Raw genomic sequence first — 18943 nt, forward strand, 5'->3', positions numbered from 1 at the left:
GCGGCCGCGCCCAGCCCGGGAGCACGGCCGGGGGTCACGGCAGGGGTGCGGCAGGTGGTCGCGCCAGGAGCACGTCCTCGTCGTCCTGCGCCGGGCCCGCCAGCCGGCGCGGCAGCACGATCGCGGCGAGGACGGCGCCGGCGAGGGCCACCCCGGCTACGACGAGCAGTGCGAACCGCTGGCCGGCCAGCGTGCTCACGGTCAGGCTGCCACCGCCGGCGAGCGCGCGCTCGGTCGCGATGGTCGTCAGCACCGCGACGACCGCGATCGACAGGGTGCCGCCGAGGGCCTGGGTGCTGTTCAGGGCGCCGGCGCCGACCCCGTGGCGGCGTCCCGGGACGCCGGACAGCGCCGTCACGGTGCAGGTGACGTTGATCGCCCCGCTGCCGAGGCCCAGCAGCAGGAAGGGGACCAGCAGCCCGCCGGCGTAGCCGGTGGAGCTGTCGAGCCCCAGGGCCAGGAGGCCGGCGCCGGCGGCGCAGAGGACCAGCCCGGCGGGGACGAGCAGCCGCGGGCCGACTCGGTGCGTGTTGCGGGAGACCAGGCGTGCGGTCACGGCGACCGTGGCCGCCCACGGCACGAAGGCGAACCCCGCGCGCAGCGCCGACCAGCCGAGCGTCTCCTGCATGAACAGCGAGCTGGTGTAGTACGCCCCGATGCCCACCCCCGCGGTGAGCAGGACGAACAGGAAGGCGAAGGAGGTGCGATGCCGGAAGATGCCGAGGGGGAGCAGCGGGTCGGCGCCCCGGGCCTGGGAGACCACGAACAGCCCGACCAGCACCGCGGCGGCCGCCAGGGTGCCCCAGGTTCGCGGCTCCGCCCCGTACACCTGGAGCTCGGTCAGTCCCAGGATGAGCGCCGCCACCCCGAGGGTGACCAGCAGCCCGCCCACCGCGTCGAGCCGCTGGCGGTGCTCCGGCCGGATCGCCGGGACGACGAAGAAGGCGACCGCGAAAGCGAGCAGGCACACCGGCACGTTGACCAGGAAGATCCAGCGCCACCCGCCCATGTCGGTGAGGACGCCGCCGATCACGTTGCCCAGGGTGGCGCCGAAGGCCCCGATCGCCGCCCACATGCCCAGCGCGGAGCTCCGTTCCCGCGGCTCGACGAAGACCGTGGTGAGCAGGGACATCGCCGCGGGGGAGGCCATGGCCGCGCCGATGCCGGCGAACGCGCGGGCGGCGATCAGCAGGCCGGCGTCCGAGGCGACCGCGCAGAGCAGCGACCCCACGGTGAACACGAACAGGCCGGCCAGGAACAGCCGCCGGCGTCCGAACACGTCGGCGCTGCGCCCGCCGAGCAGGAGCAGGCAGCCGAAGGTCAGGCTGAACGCTGTCAGCACCCACTGCAGCTGAGCCGGCGCGAGGCCCAGGTCGGCCCGGATCGCCGGGAGCGAGACGACGACCACCGTCCCGCCGACGAGCAGGATGAACTGCACGCTGCACATCAGGGCCAGGAACAGCCCCCGGTGCCGGACCGCCGGTGCGGCGGGCGCGGGGTGCTCCGCCGGCACGGTCACGGGCCTGGCCACGACTCAGCCCTCCTGGTGTGCGGGGGTCGTCCGGCAGGTCGGCGGCGGAGGGGTCACCGTTCCGCGCGACACCGGGTGCGACCGGGGGAGTCCGCCCCGGACGGGGTCACGAGGTCTTCCCGGTCAGGTACGTGGTGATGGCGGCGAGGGTGTCGTCGGGGTACTCGAGGACCATGCCGTGGCCGCCGCGGGGCAGCACCTGCAGCGTGGCGGTGGGGATGAGCTCGGCGATCTCGACCGACTGCGACACCGGGGTCAGCACGTCCTCGGCGCCGGTCAGGACCAGCGTGGGGGTCTGCACGGTGGGCAGGTCGGGCCGGGAGTCGTAGATCCGCAGGCCCGCGGCCTGGGCCTCGAAGCCGGCCAGGGTCGTCGGGTGCGGGTCGAGGCGGGACAGCTCCGCCTGCGCGGTCACCGCCGCGTGGTCGCTCACCAGCCGCGGGGTGAACCCCCAGGGCATGCCGGTGATGGCGATCGACACGGGGTCGGCGCCGCTGCGCCGCAGGGCCAGGCCGGTGTCGAGCCAGGCGTCCTGGACGGCGGTGTAGGACGGGAACGCGTTGAGCAGCACCGCCTTCGACAGCACCTCGCCGTGGCGGATGAGCATCGACTGGAGTACCGAGCCGCCGAGCGACCAGCCGACCGCCGACACCGGCCCCAGGCCGAGGAACTCCACCAGCGCGGCCGTGTCGTCGGCGAGGTCGTCGATCGAGTACGGGCCCGGGGGCACCTCGGTCTGCCCGGTGCCCCGGTTGTCGACCGTGATGACGGTGAAGCTCTCGCGGAGGCGCGGCGCGGCGGCCGTCCAGGCGATCGAGCTGGATCCCAGGCCGGCGATGAGCAGGAGGGGAGGGCCGTCGCCGCTGACCTCATAGTGCATCGAGATCCCGTTGACCGTCGTGGTGGACATCGAGGTCGGCTCCTCTCACGGGATCCCACGAGGGGCCCGTCGATCCGCGTCCGTGGGGGCGTCGCAGGCACGGCGGACCGCCGGCGTGCGAGGTCGGGCGGTGCCACCGCCCCAGGGATCCCGCGCCCCCGGTGGACCAGCGATCCCGCGCCGGCCACCGAGTCGTCGGTGGGGCAACTGTCGGGCGGGGGCGCGGGGTGATCAATGGGGAACGGTCCACATCCCACCTGCCCGGCAGTGGGCAGCGGTCCACTCGGCCGCCCCTCGGAGGACCCGGAACCGGGGTTCGCGGCCTCTTGACCGGTGAATCAGCAACTGGTCGTTGCGACCCGGGTCACAGACCCCTAACGTCCGTGGCCGTCGTCACACCCCCCGTGGTCGTGCCGGCACTCCTGGCTGAGACGCCGGGTCAGGTCCGATCCCGCGGACCCGGACGGGAGACGTGTGCCGTCCGAGGCCTCGCGAGGCGATCAGCCGCCCGTTACTTCCGACGATGGGGTGGTGGATCTGTGCTGAGATTCCTGCTGCTACGAGTGTTGACCACCATTCCTGTCCTGGTGCTGGTGACCTTCGTGGTGTTCGGCCTCGTGTTGCTCATCCCGGGCGACCCGGCCGTCACGATCGCCGGGCCGGACGCCACGGTCGAGCAGGTCGCGGCCATCCGAGAGCGGCTGGGCCTGGACCGGTCGCTGCTCGTCCAGTACTGGGACTGGGTCACCAGCGCGATGTCCGGCGACCTGGGCACCTCGCTGTACACCAGCCGGGCGGTGGCGACGTCGATCGGTGACGCCCTGCCCGTCTCGATCGCACTCGCCGGCGCGGCGCTGCTCGTCTCGCTGGTGATCGCGGTGCCGACGGCCATCGTGTCCGCGCTGCGCCGGGGGACCTGGATCGACCGCGTGGCGACGCTGGGCTCCTCGCTCGGCATCGCGCTGCCGTCGTTCTGGCTGGGCCTGGTCTTCGTCCTGGTGTTCAGCCTGACCCTCGGCTGGCTCCCGGCGACCGGGTACGTCCCGTTCGCGACGGACCCCGCGGCGTGGGTCACCCACCTGATCCTGCCGGCGCTGACCCTCGGGATCGCCGGCGCCGCGGAGAGCACGCGGCAGCTGCGCGGCTCGATCATCGGCGTGCTGCAGCAGGACTACGTACGCACGGCCCGGGCCAAGGGGCTGCGCGGCCGGATGGTCGTGGGCAAGCACGTCATGAAGAACGCGAGCGTCCCGCTGGTGACCGTGCTCGGCCTGCAGATCACCGCGCTGCTCGGCGGGGCGGTGCTGGTCGAGCAGGTCTTCGGCGTCCCCGGGCTCGGGCAGGTCGCCATCGCGGCGGTGACCACCCGCGACATCCCGGTCATCCAGGGCATCGTGCTCGTCGCCGTTCTGGTGGCCGTGGTCTGCAACTTGCTCGTCGACCTCGTATACGGCTATCTCAACCCGAAGGTGCGGCCACGATGACCCAGTCCCAGACCGGCCCGACGACCTCCGAGCTGTCCGTGGCCCCCGGCGCACCTGCCGCAGCCGGGCTCCCGGCCGGCACCGACGTGGCGGCGGTCGCGCACCCCCCGGTCCGCCACCGCGGCGGCGCCTGGTCCAACTTCCGGCGGCGGGTGGCCAAGAACACCGGGGCGGTGATCGCCCTCGGCGTCCTCGGCCTGCTCGTGGTCATCGCCGTCATCGCCCCGTGGATCACCCCGGCGGACCCCAACCAGCAGGACCTGCGCAGCGTCCTCCTACCGCCCTTCAGCGACGGCTACCTGCTGGGCAGCGACCAGTTGGGCCGGGACATCCTGAGCCGGCTGATCATGGGCACGCGGGTGTCGCTTCTGGCGATCGTGCTGGCGCTGGCCGTCGCCATGGTCATCGGCGTCCCCGCGGGGTTCCTGTCCGGGTTCCTCGGTGGGCGCTTCGACATGCTGGTGATGCGCCTCAACGACGCCGCGATGAGCTTCCCGCCGCTGCTGCTGGCGATCGCGCTCGTCGGGGTGCTCGGCCCCAGCCTGCGCAACGCGATGATCGCCGTCGGCATCCTGCTCGCGCCCCGGTTCCTCCGGCTGGTCCGCGGCGTGGTCATCGGGCTCAAGGAAGAGACCTTCGTCGAGGCCTCCCGGAGCATCGGGACGCGCACCCGCACGATCATCGTGCGGCACATCCTGCCGAACACGCTGTCGCCACTGACCGTGGCGATCGCGGTGACCGCCGGGTACGCGATGTTGTCCGAGGCCGGCCTGAGCTTCCTCGGGCTCGGCGTCCAGCCGCCCGATGCGAGCTGGGGCTCGATGATCCGCGAGGGCTTCCTCTACGTCGGTCGGGCCCCCTGGCTCGGCATCTTCCCGGGCGTGCTCATCGCCCTGACCGTCTTCACCTTCGTGACCCTGGGCGACGGCCTGCGCGACGCCCTCGGCCGTGAAGAGCGCACCGAGTCCTGATCACCGGAGCACAGGAAGGGCTGGGCACATGACCCGCACACTGCCGCTGGACAGACCGGCGGCCACCACGACGCTGGAGGTGGAGGACCTCGTCGTCGAGGTCCTCACCGAGAACGGCTGGGCCACGGTCGTCGACGGCGTCTCGTTCAGCCTCGGGCGGGGCGAGACCCTGGGCATCGTCGGGGAGTCCGGCTCCGGCAAGAGCGTCACCTGCCTGGCCATCGCCGGTCTGATGCCGCCGCGGCAGACCCGGGTCCGGGCCGGGACGCTGCGGCTGCTCGGCCAGGACCTCACCGCGCTCGACCAGCGGCAGATGGCCGACATCCGGGGACCGAGGATCGCCATGATCTTCCAGGAGCCGATGAGCAGCCTGAACCCCGCGTTCACCGTCGGCGACCAGATCGCCGAGGTGCTCCGCCGGCACGAGGGGCTGTCGCGCAAGGCGTCGAAGGCCCGGGCGATCGAGCTGCTGGACCGGGTCGGCGTCCCCAACCCGGCCCGGCGCTTCGGCCAGTACCCGTTCGAGTTCTCCGGCGGGATGCGGCAGCGGGTGATGATCGCCATCGCCCTGGCCTGCACCCCGGACATCATCATCGCCGACGAGCCGACCACGGCCCTCGACGTGACGGTGCAGGCGCAGATCCTCGAGCTGCTGCGCGCGATCCAGCGCGAGCACGGGATGTCGGTCATCTTCATCACCCACGACCTCGGGGTCGTCGCCGACGTCTGCGACCGGGTCCTGGTCATGTACGCCGGGCAGATCGTCGAGGGCGCCCTGCTGGACGAGCTGTTCGAGGACCCGCAGCACCCCTACATGGAGGGCCTGCTGATGGCGATGCCCCGGATGGACCAGGTCAGCGAGGCGCTGGTCAGCATCCCCGGGCACCCGCCGCAGGTGGGTGCGATGCCGGCGGGATGCCGCTTCCACCCCCGCTGCTCCTACACGCGGGAGCAGTGCACCCACGGAGACGCGCCGGCCCTGGAACAGGTCGGCCCCACGCACACCACCCGGTGCCTGCGGCACCCCGAGCTGACCCTGCGGGGGACCACGTGATCGAGACCGAGCCGCTGCTGGACGTCCGCGACCTGCAGGTCACCTTCTCGCCGCGGAAGAAGATGTTCCGCGAGCGGGTGTCCCTGCGGGCCGTGGACGGCGTGAGCTTCCAGCTGTACCCCGGGGAGACGGTGGGCCTGGTCGGCGAGTCGGGCTGCGGGAAGTCGACCACCGCCCGCGGGCTCATGCGCCTCGTCGAGCCGAGCGGTGGCTCGGTGACGCTGGCCGGCCGGGAACTGCTGGGCCTGCCGGCGAACAAGATGCGCAAGGCGCGCAAGGACATCCAGATGGTGTTCCAGGACCCCTACTCGTCGCTGGACCCCTCGATGCTGGTGCTGGACTCGATCGCCGAGCCCATCGACGTGCACCTGGACCTCGACCGGGCGCAGACGGTGGAGCGGGTCGGGGCGCTGCTCCAGCGCGTGGGGCTGCCGGCGGAGTACATGTACCGGTACCCGCACGAGTTCTCCGGCGGCCAGCGGCAGCGCATCACGATCGCCCGCGCTATCGCCGCGGACCCGAAGATCCTCGTGCTCGACGAGGCCGTGAGCGCCCTCGACGTCTCCACCCAGAACCAGGTCATCGGCCTGCTGGAGGACCTCTCGCGGGACGCCGACCTGACCTACCTGTTCATCGCCCACGACCTGTCGGTGGTCCGGCACATCTCCGACCGGGTCGCGGTCATGTACCTGGGGCAGATCGTCGAGCACGGCGACGTCGACCGGGTGTTCGACGCCCCGGCGCACCCGTACACGGAGGCGCTGCTGTCGGCCGTCCCGCTGCCCTCGCCGAAGGTGCAGCGCAGCCGGGAGCGGATCGTGCTCGCCGGTGACCCGCCGGACCCGTCCAAGGTGCCGCCGGGCTGCCGGTTCCACACCCGGTGCAAGTACGCGATGGATGTCTGCCGGACCGTCGTCCCGCTGCCCACCCCGACCATCGGCTCCGGCGAGGTCACCTGCCACCTGCACACGAGCGGGCCGCAGCTGGCCGGTGCGTCCGTCCGGGAGCTCACCACGCCGCACGCCGCGGTCGTGGGCTGAGGCGGCCGGCATGCGATCAGCCCGCTGGAAGGGCATCCGGAGCATCTCCCTCGACGAGGTCCCCGACCCGCAGCCCGGCCCGCACGACGTCGTCCTGGACGTGCAGGCCTGCGGGATCTGCGGCTCCGACGTGCACGCCTACGCCGAGGGCGCGTGGATCACCGAGGGCGCGCCGATGGGGCACGAGTTCGCCGGGACGGTGGCCGAGGTGGGCGCCGAGGTGGCCGGGATCGGCGTCGGCGACCGGGTCGCGGTGATCCCGATGGGGCCCTGCGGCGCGTGCCCGCAGTGCACCGTCGGCCATCCCAACCTCTGCGCCGACCTGAGCAACAGCGCCCGCGGCGGCCTCAGCGACCGGGTCCTGGTGCCGCACGCCGCCCTCGGACGGCAGCTGTACCGGATGCCGGACACCCTCACCTTCGAGGAGGGGGCCTTCCTGGAGCCGCTGTCGGTGGCGACCCGGGCGGTGCGGTCGGCCGCGCCCGACCTGGACGGGCCCATCCTGGTGACCGGGCTGGGCTCCATCGGCCAGTGCGTGCTGCGGGTGCTGCGGGCCTACGGCGCCACCGACGTCCTCGGGGTGGACGTGTCGCCGCCACGGCTGGCCGTCGCAGCGGCGACCGGGGCCGCGGTGCTCGACTCCCGCGCCGAGGACCTCCGACAGCACGTCCTCGACCGCTGGGGCACCACGGTCTCCCCGTACCAGCGGGGCGGCAACGTGGGCACCGTCTTCGAGTGCTCGGGGGCCCTGCCGGTGCTCGACGTGCTGCCCGAGCTGACCGCCCCGGCCGGCACCATCTCGATCGCCGGCCTGACCAGCTCGACGCCGCACGTGGACCTCAACACGGTGGCCCAGAAGGAGCTGCGGCTGCTGGGCAGCTTCGCCTACACCCCACCGGACTCCGCCGAGGCGTTCGGGCTGCTCGCCGAGGGCCGCGTGCAGGTGGCGCCGCTGGTCTCCCACCGCGTGCCGCTGAGCCGGGTGGAGGAGGCGCTCGAGACGCAGCACGCCGTCGACGGCTCCGTGAAGGTCGTCGTCGTCGCCGACTGAACCGCAGCACCGTCGCACCACCGGTCACCGGGACCTGCCGGCGACCGCCGCGCCCGCGCCCGCTCACGGGGACCCCCGTGCCCGGACGCCGGCCATCCCCGCACCACCGGAGAGGAACGACGATGGGCACAGCACTGGCAGGCAAGGTCGCGGTCATCACGGGAGGGGCCAGCGGCATCGGGCAGGCCACCGCCGAGCGGTTCGCCGAGGAGGGCGCCGACATCGTCGTCGGCGACATCGGTCCGGCCGACGAGACCCTGCGGCTGGTCGAGAAGACCGGACGCCGCGTGCTCTACGTGCGCACCGACACCACCGTCGAGGCCGACTGCGACGGTCTCGTCGCCGCCGCGGTGGCCGAGTTCGGCCGGGTGGACGTCGGCGTCGCGTCCGCGGGCATCGCCACGGCCGCCGGACCCAGCAACGTGCAGACCCGGACGGCGAGCAAGGACGCCACCCACGTGGTGAACCTCGACGTGGCGGCGTTCCAGCGGGTGCTGGACGTCAACGTAACCGGCCTGATGATGACCGGCCGGGCACTGGCGCGGCAGATGCTGGCCCAGGGCACGGGTGGCTCCATCGTCAACATCGCCTCCAGCGCGGCCAAGATCCCGCTCGCCGGCGCCTCGCCGTACTGCGTCTCCAAGGCGGGGGCGTGGATGCTCACCAAGGTGATGGCCCTCGAGCTGGCCACCACCGGGATCCGGGTCAACGCCGTAGGCCCGGGCTACACCGCCACCCCCATGATCGGCGGCATCGAGCAAAACCAGGCCGCCTACGACCTGGCCATGAGCATCACCCCGATGAACCGGCTCGGCACGCCCGCGGAGATCGCGGCGGCCTGCCTGTTCCTGACGTCGTCGGAGTCCTCCTTCATGACCGGCCAGATGCTGCACCCGGCCGGGGGCCAGTTCACCGGCTGACCGACCGCACCGACGAGCGCACGGCACGCGCCGGGCGGGGAGCCCGCTAGCTCCCCGCCCGGCGCGTCGTCGTCTCCACGTCCCTGCAGGTCACACGTCCCTCGTCCCGAACCACCGCAGTGTGAGGCAGACCACTGCCCGCGCTCCCGAGGTGGTCTGCCTCCCGTTGTCGCTGCTGCCGCGACCCGACAGGTTCCTTGCCACGAATCGGCGCAGACCCGACTTCTCTTGGAGGCTCACGTGAGCGGTACGACGTTGTCCGCCCGCAGGTCAGCACGACCACGGCGGTGGTGGATCGGGCTGCTGTCGGTGCTGGCGCTGCTGCTGTCCGCCTGTGGGAGCGGGGCCACGGCCAGCGGTGGTAGTGCGGGGGAGATCGACCCGAACGGCACCTTCCGCTACGTGTTCGTGCAGAACCCCTCGACGTTCGACCCGCACCGGTCGGCTAACCCGTGGGACATGATCTTCTTCCGGCTGGTCTACGACCAGCTGATCATGCTGGACGAGAACGACGAGCTGGCGCCGCAGCTGGCCACCTCGTGGGAGTTCGTGGACGACGAGACCGCGCTGGAGATGGAGCTGCGTGACGACGTCACCTTCATCGACGGGACGCCGTTCAACGCCGAGGCGGTCAAGGCCAACCTGGAGCGGGCCAAGACGCTGGAGACCGGCACGCTGAAGGGGCAGCTGGCTCGGGTCGAGTCGGTGGAGGCGGTCGAGGAGTTCAAGGTCCGGATCAACCTCAACGGCCCCGGCGGTGACCTGCCGGCGCTGTTCTCCGCCACAGCCGGCACCATGATCAGCCCGGCGGCGTTCGGCAACCCGGACCTGGACCAGAAGCCTGTGGGCTCCGGCATGGCGACGCTGGTGGAGTACGTCCCCGGGCAGGTGTCGAAGTATGACCGCAACGAGGAGTACTGGGACCCCGAGGCGGCGAAGGCCGCGCACTACGAGATCCTCGTGCAGACCTCGGCCACGACGCGGTTCAACATGCTGCAGACCGGCCAGGCGGAGCTGACCTACCTCGACCCGTCGCAGGCGGAGCAGGCGGAGGCGGCGGGGCTGAACTCCGCGCCGTCGAAGAGCCTGTCGATCATGTCGATGTACATGAACACCGGGAAGCCGCCGTTCGACGACATCCGGGTGCGCCAGGCCATGGAGCACGCGGTCGACCGGCAGGCGATCGTCGACGGGGTGTTCTTCGGCCTGGGCGAGCCGGTGGCCCAGTACATGCCGCCGGACCACTGGGCGTACAACCCCGACGTCACCCCCGACGACCCGGAGTACGGGTACGACCCGGAGCGGGCCCGCGAGCTGCTGGCCGAGGCCGGCTACCCCGACGGCGTCGACTTCGAGATGCTCGTCCCGAGCCTGGACGACCACCGGGCCGTGGCCGAGGCGTTGGTGCCGATGCTCGCCGAGGTGGGCCTGCGGGCGACCACGCGGGTGGTGGAGTCGCCGACCACCGGCGTGACCTTCTACGGCCGCCAGGAGGGCAACGTGTTCCCCGGCATGGGTGCGCCCTTCGCCGACCCCACGCTGCCCTACCAGGCCAGCCTGCCCGGCCAGTTCTCCAACCCGTGGAACACCACGACCGACGAGTTCCAGCAGGCGTGGATGGACGCGCTCAGCGGGGCGACCCGCGAGGCCCGGGTCGACGCGATCCACCGGATGGTCGAGGCGGAGAAGGGGATCCGGAAGAACTTCCCGATCCACGCGCACTTCCCGCCCAGCGCCTGGACCGACCGGGCCGTCTTCCCCGAGGGCTACGAACCGGCCTACGCCCCGACCTTCCGCGGGGTGGGCGTCACCGCCTGAACCCGGCGCGGGCGGGCTCGACCGGGCCCGCCCGCGGCCGGACGACGCACCGGGACGGCCGGGCGGGGTGCACCCCGCCCGGCCGTCGTCGTCCCCGCTGCCGGCGGGACGAGTGCGCTGCTCAGGGCCGCGCGACGGTGCCCGCCGGCCCGGACAGTGGCTGCCTGTCGGCAGTGTGACGCGCACCATGATGCGGCCTCCGAAGGTGGTCGCCGTTCCGTTGTTCGGGTCTTCCGCACCCAGCAGATTCGACGGGGACGAGAAGCGATGCGACCGGCTCCGGCCCGGTCGCCGAGGAGGACGGCATGGGCCACGCACTGCACGACCGGGTCGCGGTGATCACCGGCGGGGCAAGCGGCATCGGCCGGGCCACCGCGGTGCGGTTCGCCGAGGAGGGCGCCGACGTCGTGATCGGCGACGTCCAGCCCGGCGACGAGACCCTGCGACTGGTGGAGAAGGCCGGCCGGCGCGCGCTCTACGTGCGCACCGACACCACGCTGGAGGCCGACTGCGACGCGCTGGTCGCCGCCGCGGTCGCCGAGTTCGGCCGGGTGGACGTCGGCGTCGCCTCGGCCGGGGTCTCCTCCGCGGCCTCCGACGCCGACCGGGTCGCGCGCCTGGAGAGCGACGCCGGCCACGTGACCACGCTGTCGACGGCGGCGTTCCAGCGCGTCATGGACATCAACGTGACGGGCGTGATGATGACCAGCCGGGCGTTGGCCCGGCAGATGCTCGCCCAGGGCACCGCCGGCTCGATCATCACCATCGCCTCCACCGCGGCCAAGATCCCGATCGCCGGGGCGGCGCCCTACTGCGTGTCCAAGGCCGGTGTCTGGATGCTGACCAAGGTCATGGCCCTCGAGCTGGCCACCACCGGCATCCGGGTCAACTCCGTCGGCCCCGGCTTCACCACGACGCCGATGTGGGACGTCGCGGAGGACAGCCCCTCCCACCAGTGGGCCATGAGCATCACGCCGATGCACCGGAACGGGACGCCGGAGGAGCAGGCGGCGGCCTGCCTGTTCCTCGCCAGTGACGAGTCCTCATTCGTGACCGGCCAGATCCTGCACCCGGCCGGCGGCCAGTTCACCGACTGAGCCAGACCCCGGCCACACAATCCTGGAGGTTCGTAGTGAGCGGTACGACGTCGTCCGTCCGCAGGCCCCGGCGACAGCGCCTGTGGGTCGGCCTGCTGTCGGTCCTGGCCCTGGTGCTCTCCGCCTGTGGCGGCGGGACCACGGCGAACAGCGGCAGCACCGGCGGTGAGATCGACCCGAACGGCACCTTCCGCTACGTGTTCGTGCAGAACCCCTCGACGTTCGACCCGCACCGGTCGGGCAACGCCTGGGACATGATCTTCTTCCGGCTGGTCTACGACCAGTTGATCATGCTGGACGAGAACGACGAGCTGGCGCCGCAGCTGGCCACCTCGTGGGAGTTCGTCGACGGCGAGACCGCGCTGGTGATGGAGCTGCGCGACGACGTGACGTTCATCGACGGGACGCCGTTCAACGCCGAGGCGGTCAAGGCCAACCTGGAGCGGGCCAAGACGCTGGAGACCAGCACGCTGAAGGGGCAGCTGGCCCGGGTGGAGTCCGTCGAGGTCGTCGACGAGTTCACCGTGCGGCTGAACCTGAACGGTCCCGGCGGTGACCTGCCCAACCTGTTCACCGACCGGCTGGGCAGCATGATCAGCCCGGCGGCATTCGACAACCCGGATCTCGACCAGAACCCGGTCGGCTCCGGCATGGCGACGCTGGTGGAGTACGTGCCGGGGCAGGTGTCGAAGTACGACCGCAATGAGGAGTACTGGGACCCCGAGGCGGCGAAGGCCGCGCACTACGAGATCCTCGTGCAGACCTCGGCGACCACCCGGTTCAACATGCTGCAGACCGGCCAGGCGGAGCTGACCTACCTCGACCCCTCACAGGCCGATCAGGCGGAGGCGGCGGGGCTGAACTCCGCGCCGTCGAAGAGCCTGTCGGTCATGTCGATCAACATGAACGTCGGGAAGCCGCCGTTCGACGACATCCGGGTACGCCAGGCGCTGCAGCACGCGATCGACCGGCAGGCGATCGTCGACGGGGTGTTCTTCGGCCTCGGGGAGCCGGTCGCGCAGTTCATGCCGCCGGACCACTGGGCCTACGACCCGGACGTCACGCCCGAGGGGGAGTACGGGTACGACCCCGAGCGGGCGCGGGAGCTGCTGGCCGAGGCCGGCTACCCCGACGGCGTCGAGTTCGAGTGGCTGGTCCCGAGCCTGGACGACCACCGGGCCGTGGCCGAGGCGCTGGTGCCGATGCTCGCCGAGGTCGGGATGACCGCCCACACGCGGGTCATCGAGGCGCCCACCACCCCGGTCACCTTCTACGGCCGCCAGGAGGGCAACGTCTACAACGGCATGGGTGCACCGTTCGCCGACCCGACGGTGCAGTACCAGAACTACCTGCCCGGGGCGTTCCGCAACCCGTGGAACGTCTCCAGCCCGGAGTTCCAGCAGGCCTGGCTGGACGCGCTGTCCGGCACGACGCCGGAGGAGCGCATCCCGGCGCTCCACCGGATGGTGGAGGCGGAGAAGGAGATCATGATCTCCTTCCCGCTCCACGCGCACTTCCCGCCCAGCGCCTGGACCGACCGGGCCGTGTTCCCCGAGGGCTACGAGCCGGCCTACGCGCCCACCTTCCGCGGCGTCGGCGTCACGGCCTGATCTCCGGGCGCGGGCGGACGGGGAACGTGCCCCGCCCGCGCCCGGTGCACGACCTCAGCATCGACCGGCCCCAGCCGCTCGGCGGCACATCCCGGACCACCGATCCCGGCGGCGCACCGTAGCGCCGCCGTCCCGAGAGGAAGTCAGCGCATGCGTCTCGAGGGCAAGGTCGCGGTCATCACCGGGGGCGGCTCCGGCATCGGCGCCGCCACCGCGGAGGCGTTCACCCGCGAGGGCGCCCGTGTGGTCATCGCCGACATCGACGCCGCCGCGGGGGAGTCCGTGGCCAAGGCGCTGCGGGCGGCCGGCGGAACGATCGACTTCCTCGAGGCCGACGCCTCCGGGCAGGCCGATCTGGAGCGGGTCATCGGGTTTGCGACGAGCACCCACGGCCGCCTCGACGTCCTGCACAACAATCACGTCTCGTTCGAGGCCGGGCGGATCGGCGACCTGACGTGGGACGGGCTGCGCCGCTCGCTGGACGTCGGGCTGGTCTCGTACTGGTACGCGACCAAGCTGGCCCTGGAACCGATGCTGGCTCAGGGTCGCGGGTCGATCGTGAACACCGCCTCGGTCTCCGGGCTGGCCGGGGACTTCGGGCTCGGCGCCTACAACATGCTCAAGGCCGGCGTCGTGAACCTGTCCCGCGTCACCGGCATTGAGTACGCCCGCAAGGGCGTGCGGTGCAACGCGGTCTGCCCCGGCCCGATCGGGACGCCGCCCATCGACCGGCTGCACGACGCCGCGCCGGCGACGTGGGAGGCCATCCGGGAGGCCATCCCCATGGGCCGCTACGGGCGGGCCGAGGAGATCGCCGCCGCCGTCCTGTTCCTGGCCTCCGACGAGTCCAGTTTCGTCACCGGCACCCACCTGGTCGCCGACGGCGGGCTGTGGGCGCACTCGGGGATGCCGCCGATCGGCGGCCTCGGGCCGGACTTCTGAGCCGGGGCGGAGGAGGACTTCCGTGAAGTTCCACTGGTTCGCCGAGGCGACCTACGACGACCTGCCGGAGGTGTTCCCGCAGCGCCACCAGAGCGGCAGCGTCGACTACCCGGCCGCGCTCGTCGACTCTGCTCGCGTCGGGGCCAACTACCGGATGCAGATCCGGCTGATGCAGCAGGCCGACCGGCTCGGCTGGGACGGCCTGGCCGTCAACGAGCACCACCAGTCCACGTTCGCCATGACGCCGTCGCCGAACCTGATGGCGGCCAGCCTGGCCGGCACCACCGAGAACGCGGCCATCCTGGTCATCGGCGACTCCCTCGCCCTCTACAACCCGCCGGTCCGGGTCGCGGAGGAGATGGCCTACCTCGACTGCCTGTCCGAGGGCCGGGTCATCGCCGGCTTCGTGTTCGGGACGCCGATGGACACTGCGTTCGCCTACGGCGTGCCACCCGCCGAGCTGCGCGACCGGTTCCACGAGGCGCGCCGGCTGATCACCCGGGCGTGGACCGAGCCGGAGCCGTTCGCCTTCAACGGCACCTACACGAAGCTCCGGTACGTCAACACCCTGCCCCGGCCGGTGCAGGCCATGCCGCCGGTGTGGGTCCCCGGCACCGGCAGCGTGGAGACCTGGGACCTCGTCCTGGACGAGAACTACTGCTACGGCTACCTGTCCTTCTTCGGGCTGGCCAACGCCCGGCCGATCGTCGCGGGCTTCTGGGACCGGGTGGAGCAGCGCGGGCTGGATCCCAACCCGTACCGGATGGCCTTCACCCAGCTGGTCTGTGTGGCCGACACCGACGCCGAGGCCGAGGCGCGCTACGCCGAGGCGGTCCGCTACTTCTTCACCCGCCAGAAGGGGGCGCCGCACTACGGCGCGCCGCCCGGGTACACGTCGCAGGCCTCGCAGCGGGAGGCGCTCGACCGGGCCAAGGGGGTCAGCCCGGAGACCCGGCTCAAGGCCACGCGGGGCGAGCTGTCGTTCTGGGAGTACGACGAGCTCGGGTTCATCGTCGCCGGCACCCCCGAGCGGGTCCGCCAGCGCCTGCGCGAGCTGGCCACCGAGCTGCGTATCGGCCAGCTGATCACCTGCATGCACATGGGCAACCTCCCCGAGGAGACCGCCGCCATGAACAACGAGTTGTTCGGCACCCAGGTGGCGCCGTACCTGCGAGATCTGTGGGCCGACCACGAGGACCACTGGACTCCCGCGGTCAGTCAGCACCGGGTCGCGGCCCACGCGCCCCGGATCCCCGTTCCGAGCCGTCAGGAGAGCACGCGATGACCACGCTGGAGATCCCGAACATCGGGACGTTCGACATCGAACTGCTGGAGGAGGGGAGCGGGGCCCCGCTGCTCTACCTGCACGGGTACGAGCGGCACCCGGGCACCGCCGGCTTCCTCACGCGGCTGGCCGAGAACCGCCGGGTGCTCGCGCCCGAGCAGCCCGGGTACGGCCGGTCCACCGGCTTCGAGAACTTCACCGACGTCATCGACGTCGCCCTCTACCACCGGGAGCTGCTGGAGTCCCTGGGTGTCGAGGACGTCGACGTCGTCGGTCACTCGCTGGGCGGGATGTTCGCCGCGGAGCTGGCGGCCATCGCCCCGCAGCTGGTCCGCCGCCTGGTGCTGGTCAACCCCTTCGGCATCTGGCTGGACGACGAGCCGACGCTGGACCCCTTCGGCCCGGCGGCCGAGGTGAAGGCGGCCAAGTGGCACGGCGAGGCGCCCAAGGACGAGCCGACGAACTTCGTGCCCGACCCCGACGACCCGCACGCGGCCATCCTGTTCAGCGCCCAGAACCTCGGCTCGGCCACCAAGTTCATGTGGCCGATCGCCGACCGGGGGCTGCGCCGCCGGCTGCCGCTGATCGACGCGCCGACGCTGGTGGTGCACGGCACCTCCGACGGGTTGCTGCCGGTGTCCTACGCGGACGAGTTCGTGCGCCTGATCCCCAACGCGGAGCTCGCCCTCATCGACGCCGCCGGCCACTACCCGATGGTCGAGCAGGAGGACGAGTTCGTGTCGGTGGTCAGCAAGTTCCTGGACGCCTGAGCGGGATCGACGGAGGAGAGACGCCATGGGCAGGGTCGAAGGAAAGGTCGCGCTGGTCACCGGCGGCGCGGCGGGCATCGGTCGGGAGACCGCGGTCACGCTGGCGCGCGAGGGCGCGCGGGTGGTCATCGCCGACCTGAACCTGGACGGCGCCAAGGAGACCGCCGCGATGATCGGGGACGCCGCGACCCCGATCTACTTCAACGCGACCGACCAGCAGTCGATCGAGGAGTTGGTCGCGGCGGTCATCGGCGCGCACGGCCGGGTCGACGTCATCCACAACAACGCCGCGCTCGTCGGGCCCGACGCGTGGTTCACCGACTCGACCGTGATCGACACGTCGGTCGAGATGTGGGACCGCGCGTTCGCGACCAACGTCCGCAGCATCTTCCTGATCTGCAAGTACGCGCTGCCGCACATGGTCGAGAACGGCGGCGGCTCCATCATCAACATGTCTTCGATCGGCGGGCTGCGCGGCAGCACGGCGCTGACTGCCTACGGCACGACGAAGGCCGCGGTCATCGGGCTGACCCGGTACATCGCCGCCCAGCACGGCAAGCAAGGGGTGCGCTGCAACGCGATCGCCCCCGGGGTCATCCAGACCCAGCAGCTGCTCGACGCCGTACCCGACCTGCCGGCCGCGGCGCTGGCCACGGTCGCCTCGCCGCGGGTGGGGCTGCCCAGCGACATCGCCAACATGGTGCTGTTCCTCGCCTCGGACGAGTCCGCCTTCGTCAACGGGGAGACCTACCGCGTCGACGGCGGGTCGATGGAGGCCGGCTCCAGCGGCCGCTGACCGCACCCGTCCGACCGCACCCCGATCCGCACCACCCGCCACCCAGCCCCAGGAGGGCCTCATGATCAAGCTCACCGTCCTGTACGACCGCCCCTCCGACGTGGAGGCGTTCGAGGCCTACTACATGGCCAACCACGTGCCGCTCGCCCGCAAGGTGCCGGGTCTCAACGACATCGAGGTCACGCTGTTCCAGCCTGGCCCCGACGGCTCGCTGCCGAAGTACCACCTCATGGCCGAGCTCACCTTCGACGACCCCGCGGCCATGCAGGCCGCCCTCGGGTCAGAGGAGGGCAAGGCACTCGGCGCCGATGTCGCCAACTTCCCCGGCACCACGTCGTCGACCCGCCTCGTCGGCGTCGTCGCCTGAGCGACACGGCCAGGGAGAGGACCCTGCGATGAAGTTCCACTGGTTCGCCCAGCAGTACTACACCAAGCTCCCGCCGGACTACGGGGACGTGAACCGCAGCTCCTGGGTGACGGCGCCGATCAACGTGGCCGACCCCGTCCAGGTGGGCGAGGACTACCACATGTACCTGCGGCTGATGCAGCAGGCCGACGGTCTGGGCTGGGATTCGCTGCTGCTCAACGAGCACCACCAGACGTCGTTGGCGATGACGCCGTCGCCCAACCTCATCGCCAGCATCCTCGCGGCGACCACCGAGAACGCCGCGATCGCGCTGTGCGGCAACTCCCTGGCGCTGTACAACCCGCCTATCCGGGTCGCCGAGGAGATCGCGATGCTGGACTGCCTCTCCGGTGGCCGGATCATCGCCGGCATCGTGTTCGGCACCCCGATGGACACCGCGTTCTCCTACGGGGTCCCGCCGATCGAGCTGCGCGAACGCTTCCACGAAGCGCGCGACCTCATCACCCGCGCGTGGCAGGCCGAGGAACCGTTCGCCTTCAACGGCAAGTACACGCAGCTGCGGTACGTGAACACCTGGCCGCGGCCGGTCCAGGAGGACATCCCGGTGTGGATCCCGGGCAGCGGCAGCCCGGAGACCTGGGATGTCGTCAACGCCCTGGACTACTGCTACGGCTACCTGTCCTTCTCGGGGAAGCAGAGCGCCGAGCCCATCGTGAAGGGGTTCTGGGACTACACCGAGAGCCAGGGCGGGAACATGAACCCCAACCGCATGGCCTTCACCCAGGTCATCTGCTGCGCCGATACTGACGAGGAGGCCGAGCGGCAGTACTCCGAGGCGGTCAAGTACTTCTACCGGCAGAACCCGACCGCCATCGAGTTCGCGACCCCGCCGGGGTACAACACGCCGGCGTCGATCCGGAGCACGCTGAACCGGGCAAAAGTCATGTCCGACGACGAGCGGCGCCGGGCGACGCGGGGCGAGCTCAGCTTCTGGGAGTACGACGAGCTGGGCTACATCATCGCCGGCACCCCGGACCGGGTGGCGCAGCGCGTGCGGGAGCTGGCGACCGACCTGCGGATCGGCCAGCTGATCACCTGCATGCACGTCGGGAACCTGCCCGAGGAGGTCGCCGCGGAGAACAACCGGCTGTTCGGCACCGAGGTCATGCCGCAGCTGCGGGACCTGTGGGCCGACCAGGAGGACCGCTGGACGCCGAAGGTCTCTCAGGAGCGAGTGGCCGCGAAGTTCGGCAGCGGGCTGCCGCAGTAGGCGGCCCGCCGGGCCGAGCCGACGTCGGTGGCCGGGCGACGCCGTGTGCGTCGTCCG

17 protein-coding genes are annotated in these 18943 nt (G+C 71.7%); 15 read left to right on the top strand and 2 right to left on the bottom strand.

Translation table 11 applies throughout. The features are described from left to right. Nucleotides 1-34: 34 nt before the first annotated feature. Both BMZ50_RS03880 and BMZ50_RS03885 read right to left on the bottom strand, forming a co-directional pair. Nucleotides 35-1531 (bottom strand): MFS transporter, encoded by a 1497-nt coding sequence (locus BMZ50_RS03880; protein ID WP_143087072.1) that lies wholly within the window; start codon nucleotides 1529-1531, stop codon nucleotides 35-37. 106 nt (nucleotides 1532-1637) lie between these two features. Continuing rightward, nucleotides 1638-2441 carry an alpha/beta fold hydrolase gene (locus BMZ50_RS03885; protein WP_091321437.1) on the bottom strand — a complete coding sequence of 268 codons (804 nt, stop codon included), beginning with the start codon at nucleotides 2439-2441 and terminating at the stop codon, nucleotides 1638-1640. Between the two features lie 509 nt (nucleotides 2442-2950). Between BMZ50_RS03885 and BMZ50_RS03890 the strand changes: the two genes are divergently transcribed. From BMZ50_RS03890 to BMZ50_RS03960, 15 genes are all read left to right on the top strand, one after another. After that, entirely contained in the window at nucleotides 2951-3895 is a 945-nt protein-coding gene (locus tag BMZ50_RS03890; protein ID WP_091321439.1) for an ABC transporter permease, read from the top strand. Further along, nucleotides 3892-4866: an ABC transporter permease gene (locus tag BMZ50_RS03895; protein WP_091321441.1), complete on the top strand. Its 975-nt coding sequence runs from the start codon at nucleotides 3892-3894 to the stop codon at nucleotides 4864-4866. The genes BMZ50_RS03890 and BMZ50_RS03895 overlap by 4 nt, the downstream gene beginning before the upstream one ends. Before the next feature lie 28 nt (nucleotides 4867-4894). After that, nucleotides 4895-5920, top strand: coding sequence for an ABC transporter ATP-binding protein (locus BMZ50_RS03900; protein WP_091321443.1), 1026 nt, complete (start codon nucleotides 4895-4897; stop codon nucleotides 5918-5920). Further along, the gene (locus BMZ50_RS03905; RefSeq protein WP_218146108.1) at nucleotides 5917-6960 is read left to right on the top strand and encodes an ABC transporter ATP-binding protein; all 1044 of its coding nucleotides are present in this window, start codon (nucleotides 5917-5919) and stop codon (nucleotides 6958-6960) included. The genes BMZ50_RS03900 and BMZ50_RS03905 overlap by 4 nt, the downstream gene beginning before the upstream one ends. Nucleotides 6961-6970: 10 nt before the next feature. Next, the gene (locus BMZ50_RS03910; RefSeq protein WP_177212632.1) at nucleotides 6971-8011 is read left to right on the top strand and encodes a zinc-dependent alcohol dehydrogenase; all 1041 of its coding nucleotides are present in this window, start codon (nucleotides 6971-6973) and stop codon (nucleotides 8009-8011) included. A gap of 122 nt (nucleotides 8012-8133) precedes the next feature. Further along, the gene (locus BMZ50_RS03915; RefSeq protein ID WP_091321447.1) at nucleotides 8134-8931 is read left to right on the top strand and encodes an SDR family NAD(P)-dependent oxidoreductase; all 798 of its coding nucleotides are present in this window, start codon (nucleotides 8134-8136) and stop codon (nucleotides 8929-8931) included. A 240-nt stretch (nucleotides 8932-9171) separates the two neighbouring features. Continuing rightward, nucleotides 9172-10749: an ABC transporter substrate-binding protein gene (locus BMZ50_RS03920; protein WP_143087073.1), complete on the top strand. Its 1578-nt coding sequence runs from the start codon at nucleotides 9172-9174 to the stop codon at nucleotides 10747-10749. A gap of 305 nt (nucleotides 10750-11054) precedes the next feature. Continuing rightward, complete coding sequence (locus BMZ50_RS03925) at nucleotides 11055-11846, top strand: SDR family NAD(P)-dependent oxidoreductase (RefSeq protein WP_091321449.1); 792 nt, start codon at nucleotides 11055-11057, stop codon at nucleotides 11844-11846. Nucleotides 11847-11881: 35 nt separating this feature from the next. Then, nucleotides 11882-13456: an ABC transporter substrate-binding protein gene (locus tag BMZ50_RS03930; RefSeq protein ID WP_091321450.1), complete on the top strand. Its 1575-nt coding sequence runs from the start codon at nucleotides 11882-11884 to the stop codon at nucleotides 13454-13456. A 150-nt stretch (nucleotides 13457-13606) separates the two neighbouring features. Continuing rightward, the gene (locus tag BMZ50_RS03935) at nucleotides 13607-14398 is read left to right on the top strand and encodes an SDR family NAD(P)-dependent oxidoreductase (protein WP_091321451.1); all 792 of its coding nucleotides are present in this window, start codon (nucleotides 13607-13609) and stop codon (nucleotides 14396-14398) included. Nucleotides 14399-14420: 22 nt separating this feature from the next. Continuing rightward, complete coding sequence (locus tag BMZ50_RS03940) at nucleotides 14421-15683, top strand: LLM class flavin-dependent oxidoreductase (RefSeq protein ID WP_091321452.1); 1263 nt, start codon at nucleotides 14421-14423, stop codon at nucleotides 15681-15683. Beyond that, complete coding sequence (locus BMZ50_RS03945; RefSeq protein WP_091321454.1) at nucleotides 15680-16453, top strand: alpha/beta fold hydrolase; 774 nt, start codon at nucleotides 15680-15682, stop codon at nucleotides 16451-16453. The genes BMZ50_RS03940 and BMZ50_RS03945 overlap by 4 nt, the downstream gene beginning before the upstream one ends. A gap of 25 nt (nucleotides 16454-16478) precedes the next feature. Next, a complete protein-coding gene (locus BMZ50_RS03950) occupies nucleotides 16479-17249 on the top strand; it encodes an SDR family NAD(P)-dependent oxidoreductase (RefSeq protein WP_091321455.1) in 771 nt (256 codons plus the stop codon). 61 nt (nucleotides 17250-17310) lie between these two features. Then, entirely contained in the window at nucleotides 17311-17616 is a 306-nt protein-coding gene (locus BMZ50_RS03955) for an EthD family reductase (protein WP_091321457.1), read from the top strand. Between the two features lie 28 nt (nucleotides 17617-17644). Then, nucleotides 17645-18886 (top strand): LLM class flavin-dependent oxidoreductase, encoded by a 1242-nt coding sequence (locus BMZ50_RS03960; protein WP_091321459.1) that lies wholly within the window; start codon nucleotides 17645-17647, stop codon nucleotides 18884-18886. Nucleotides 18887-18943 lie beyond the last annotated feature (57 nt).

It is taken from the genome of Geodermatophilus ruber, assembly GCF_900114385.1.
Taxonomy (GTDB): Bacteria; Actinomycetota; Actinomycetes; order Mycobacteriales; family Geodermatophilaceae; genus Geodermatophilus; species Geodermatophilus ruber.

Coding starts and splice junctions, on each gene's coding strand:
- BMZ50_RS03885 (WP_091321437.1), bottom strand. CDS start 2,441: ATGTCCACCACGACGGTCAACGGGATCTCGATGCACTATGAGGTCAGC.
- BMZ50_RS03895 (WP_091321441.1), top strand. CDS start 3,892: ATGACCCAGTCCCAGACCGGCCCGACGACCTCCGAGCTGTCCGTGGCC.
- BMZ50_RS03900 (WP_091321443.1), top strand. CDS start 4,895: ATGACCCGCACACTGCCGCTGGACAGACCGGCGGCCACCACGACGCTG.
- BMZ50_RS03910 (WP_177212632.1), top strand. CDS start 6,971: ATGCGATCAGCCCGCTGGAAGGGCATCCGGAGCATCTCCCTCGACGAG.
- BMZ50_RS03915 (WP_091321447.1), top strand. CDS start 8,134: ATGGGCACAGCACTGGCAGGCAAGGTCGCGGTCATCACGGGAGGGGCC.
- BMZ50_RS03925 (WP_091321449.1), top strand. CDS start 11,055: ATGGGCCACGCACTGCACGACCGGGTCGCGGTGATCACCGGCGGGGCA.
- BMZ50_RS03935 (WP_091321451.1), top strand. CDS start 13,607: ATGCGTCTCGAGGGCAAGGTCGCGGTCATCACCGGGGGCGGCTCCGGC.
- BMZ50_RS03945 (WP_091321454.1), top strand. CDS start 15,680: ATGACCACGCTGGAGATCCCGAACATCGGGACGTTCGACATCGAACTG.
- BMZ50_RS03950 (WP_091321455.1), top strand. CDS start 16,479: ATGGGCAGGGTCGAAGGAAAGGTCGCGCTGGTCACCGGCGGCGCGGCG.
- BMZ50_RS03955 (WP_091321457.1), top strand. CDS start 17,311: ATGATCAAGCTCACCGTCCTGTACGACCGCCCCTCCGACGTGGAGGCG.
- BMZ50_RS03960 (WP_091321459.1), top strand. CDS start 17,645: ATGAAGTTCCACTGGTTCGCCCAGCAGTACTACACCAAGCTCCCGCCG.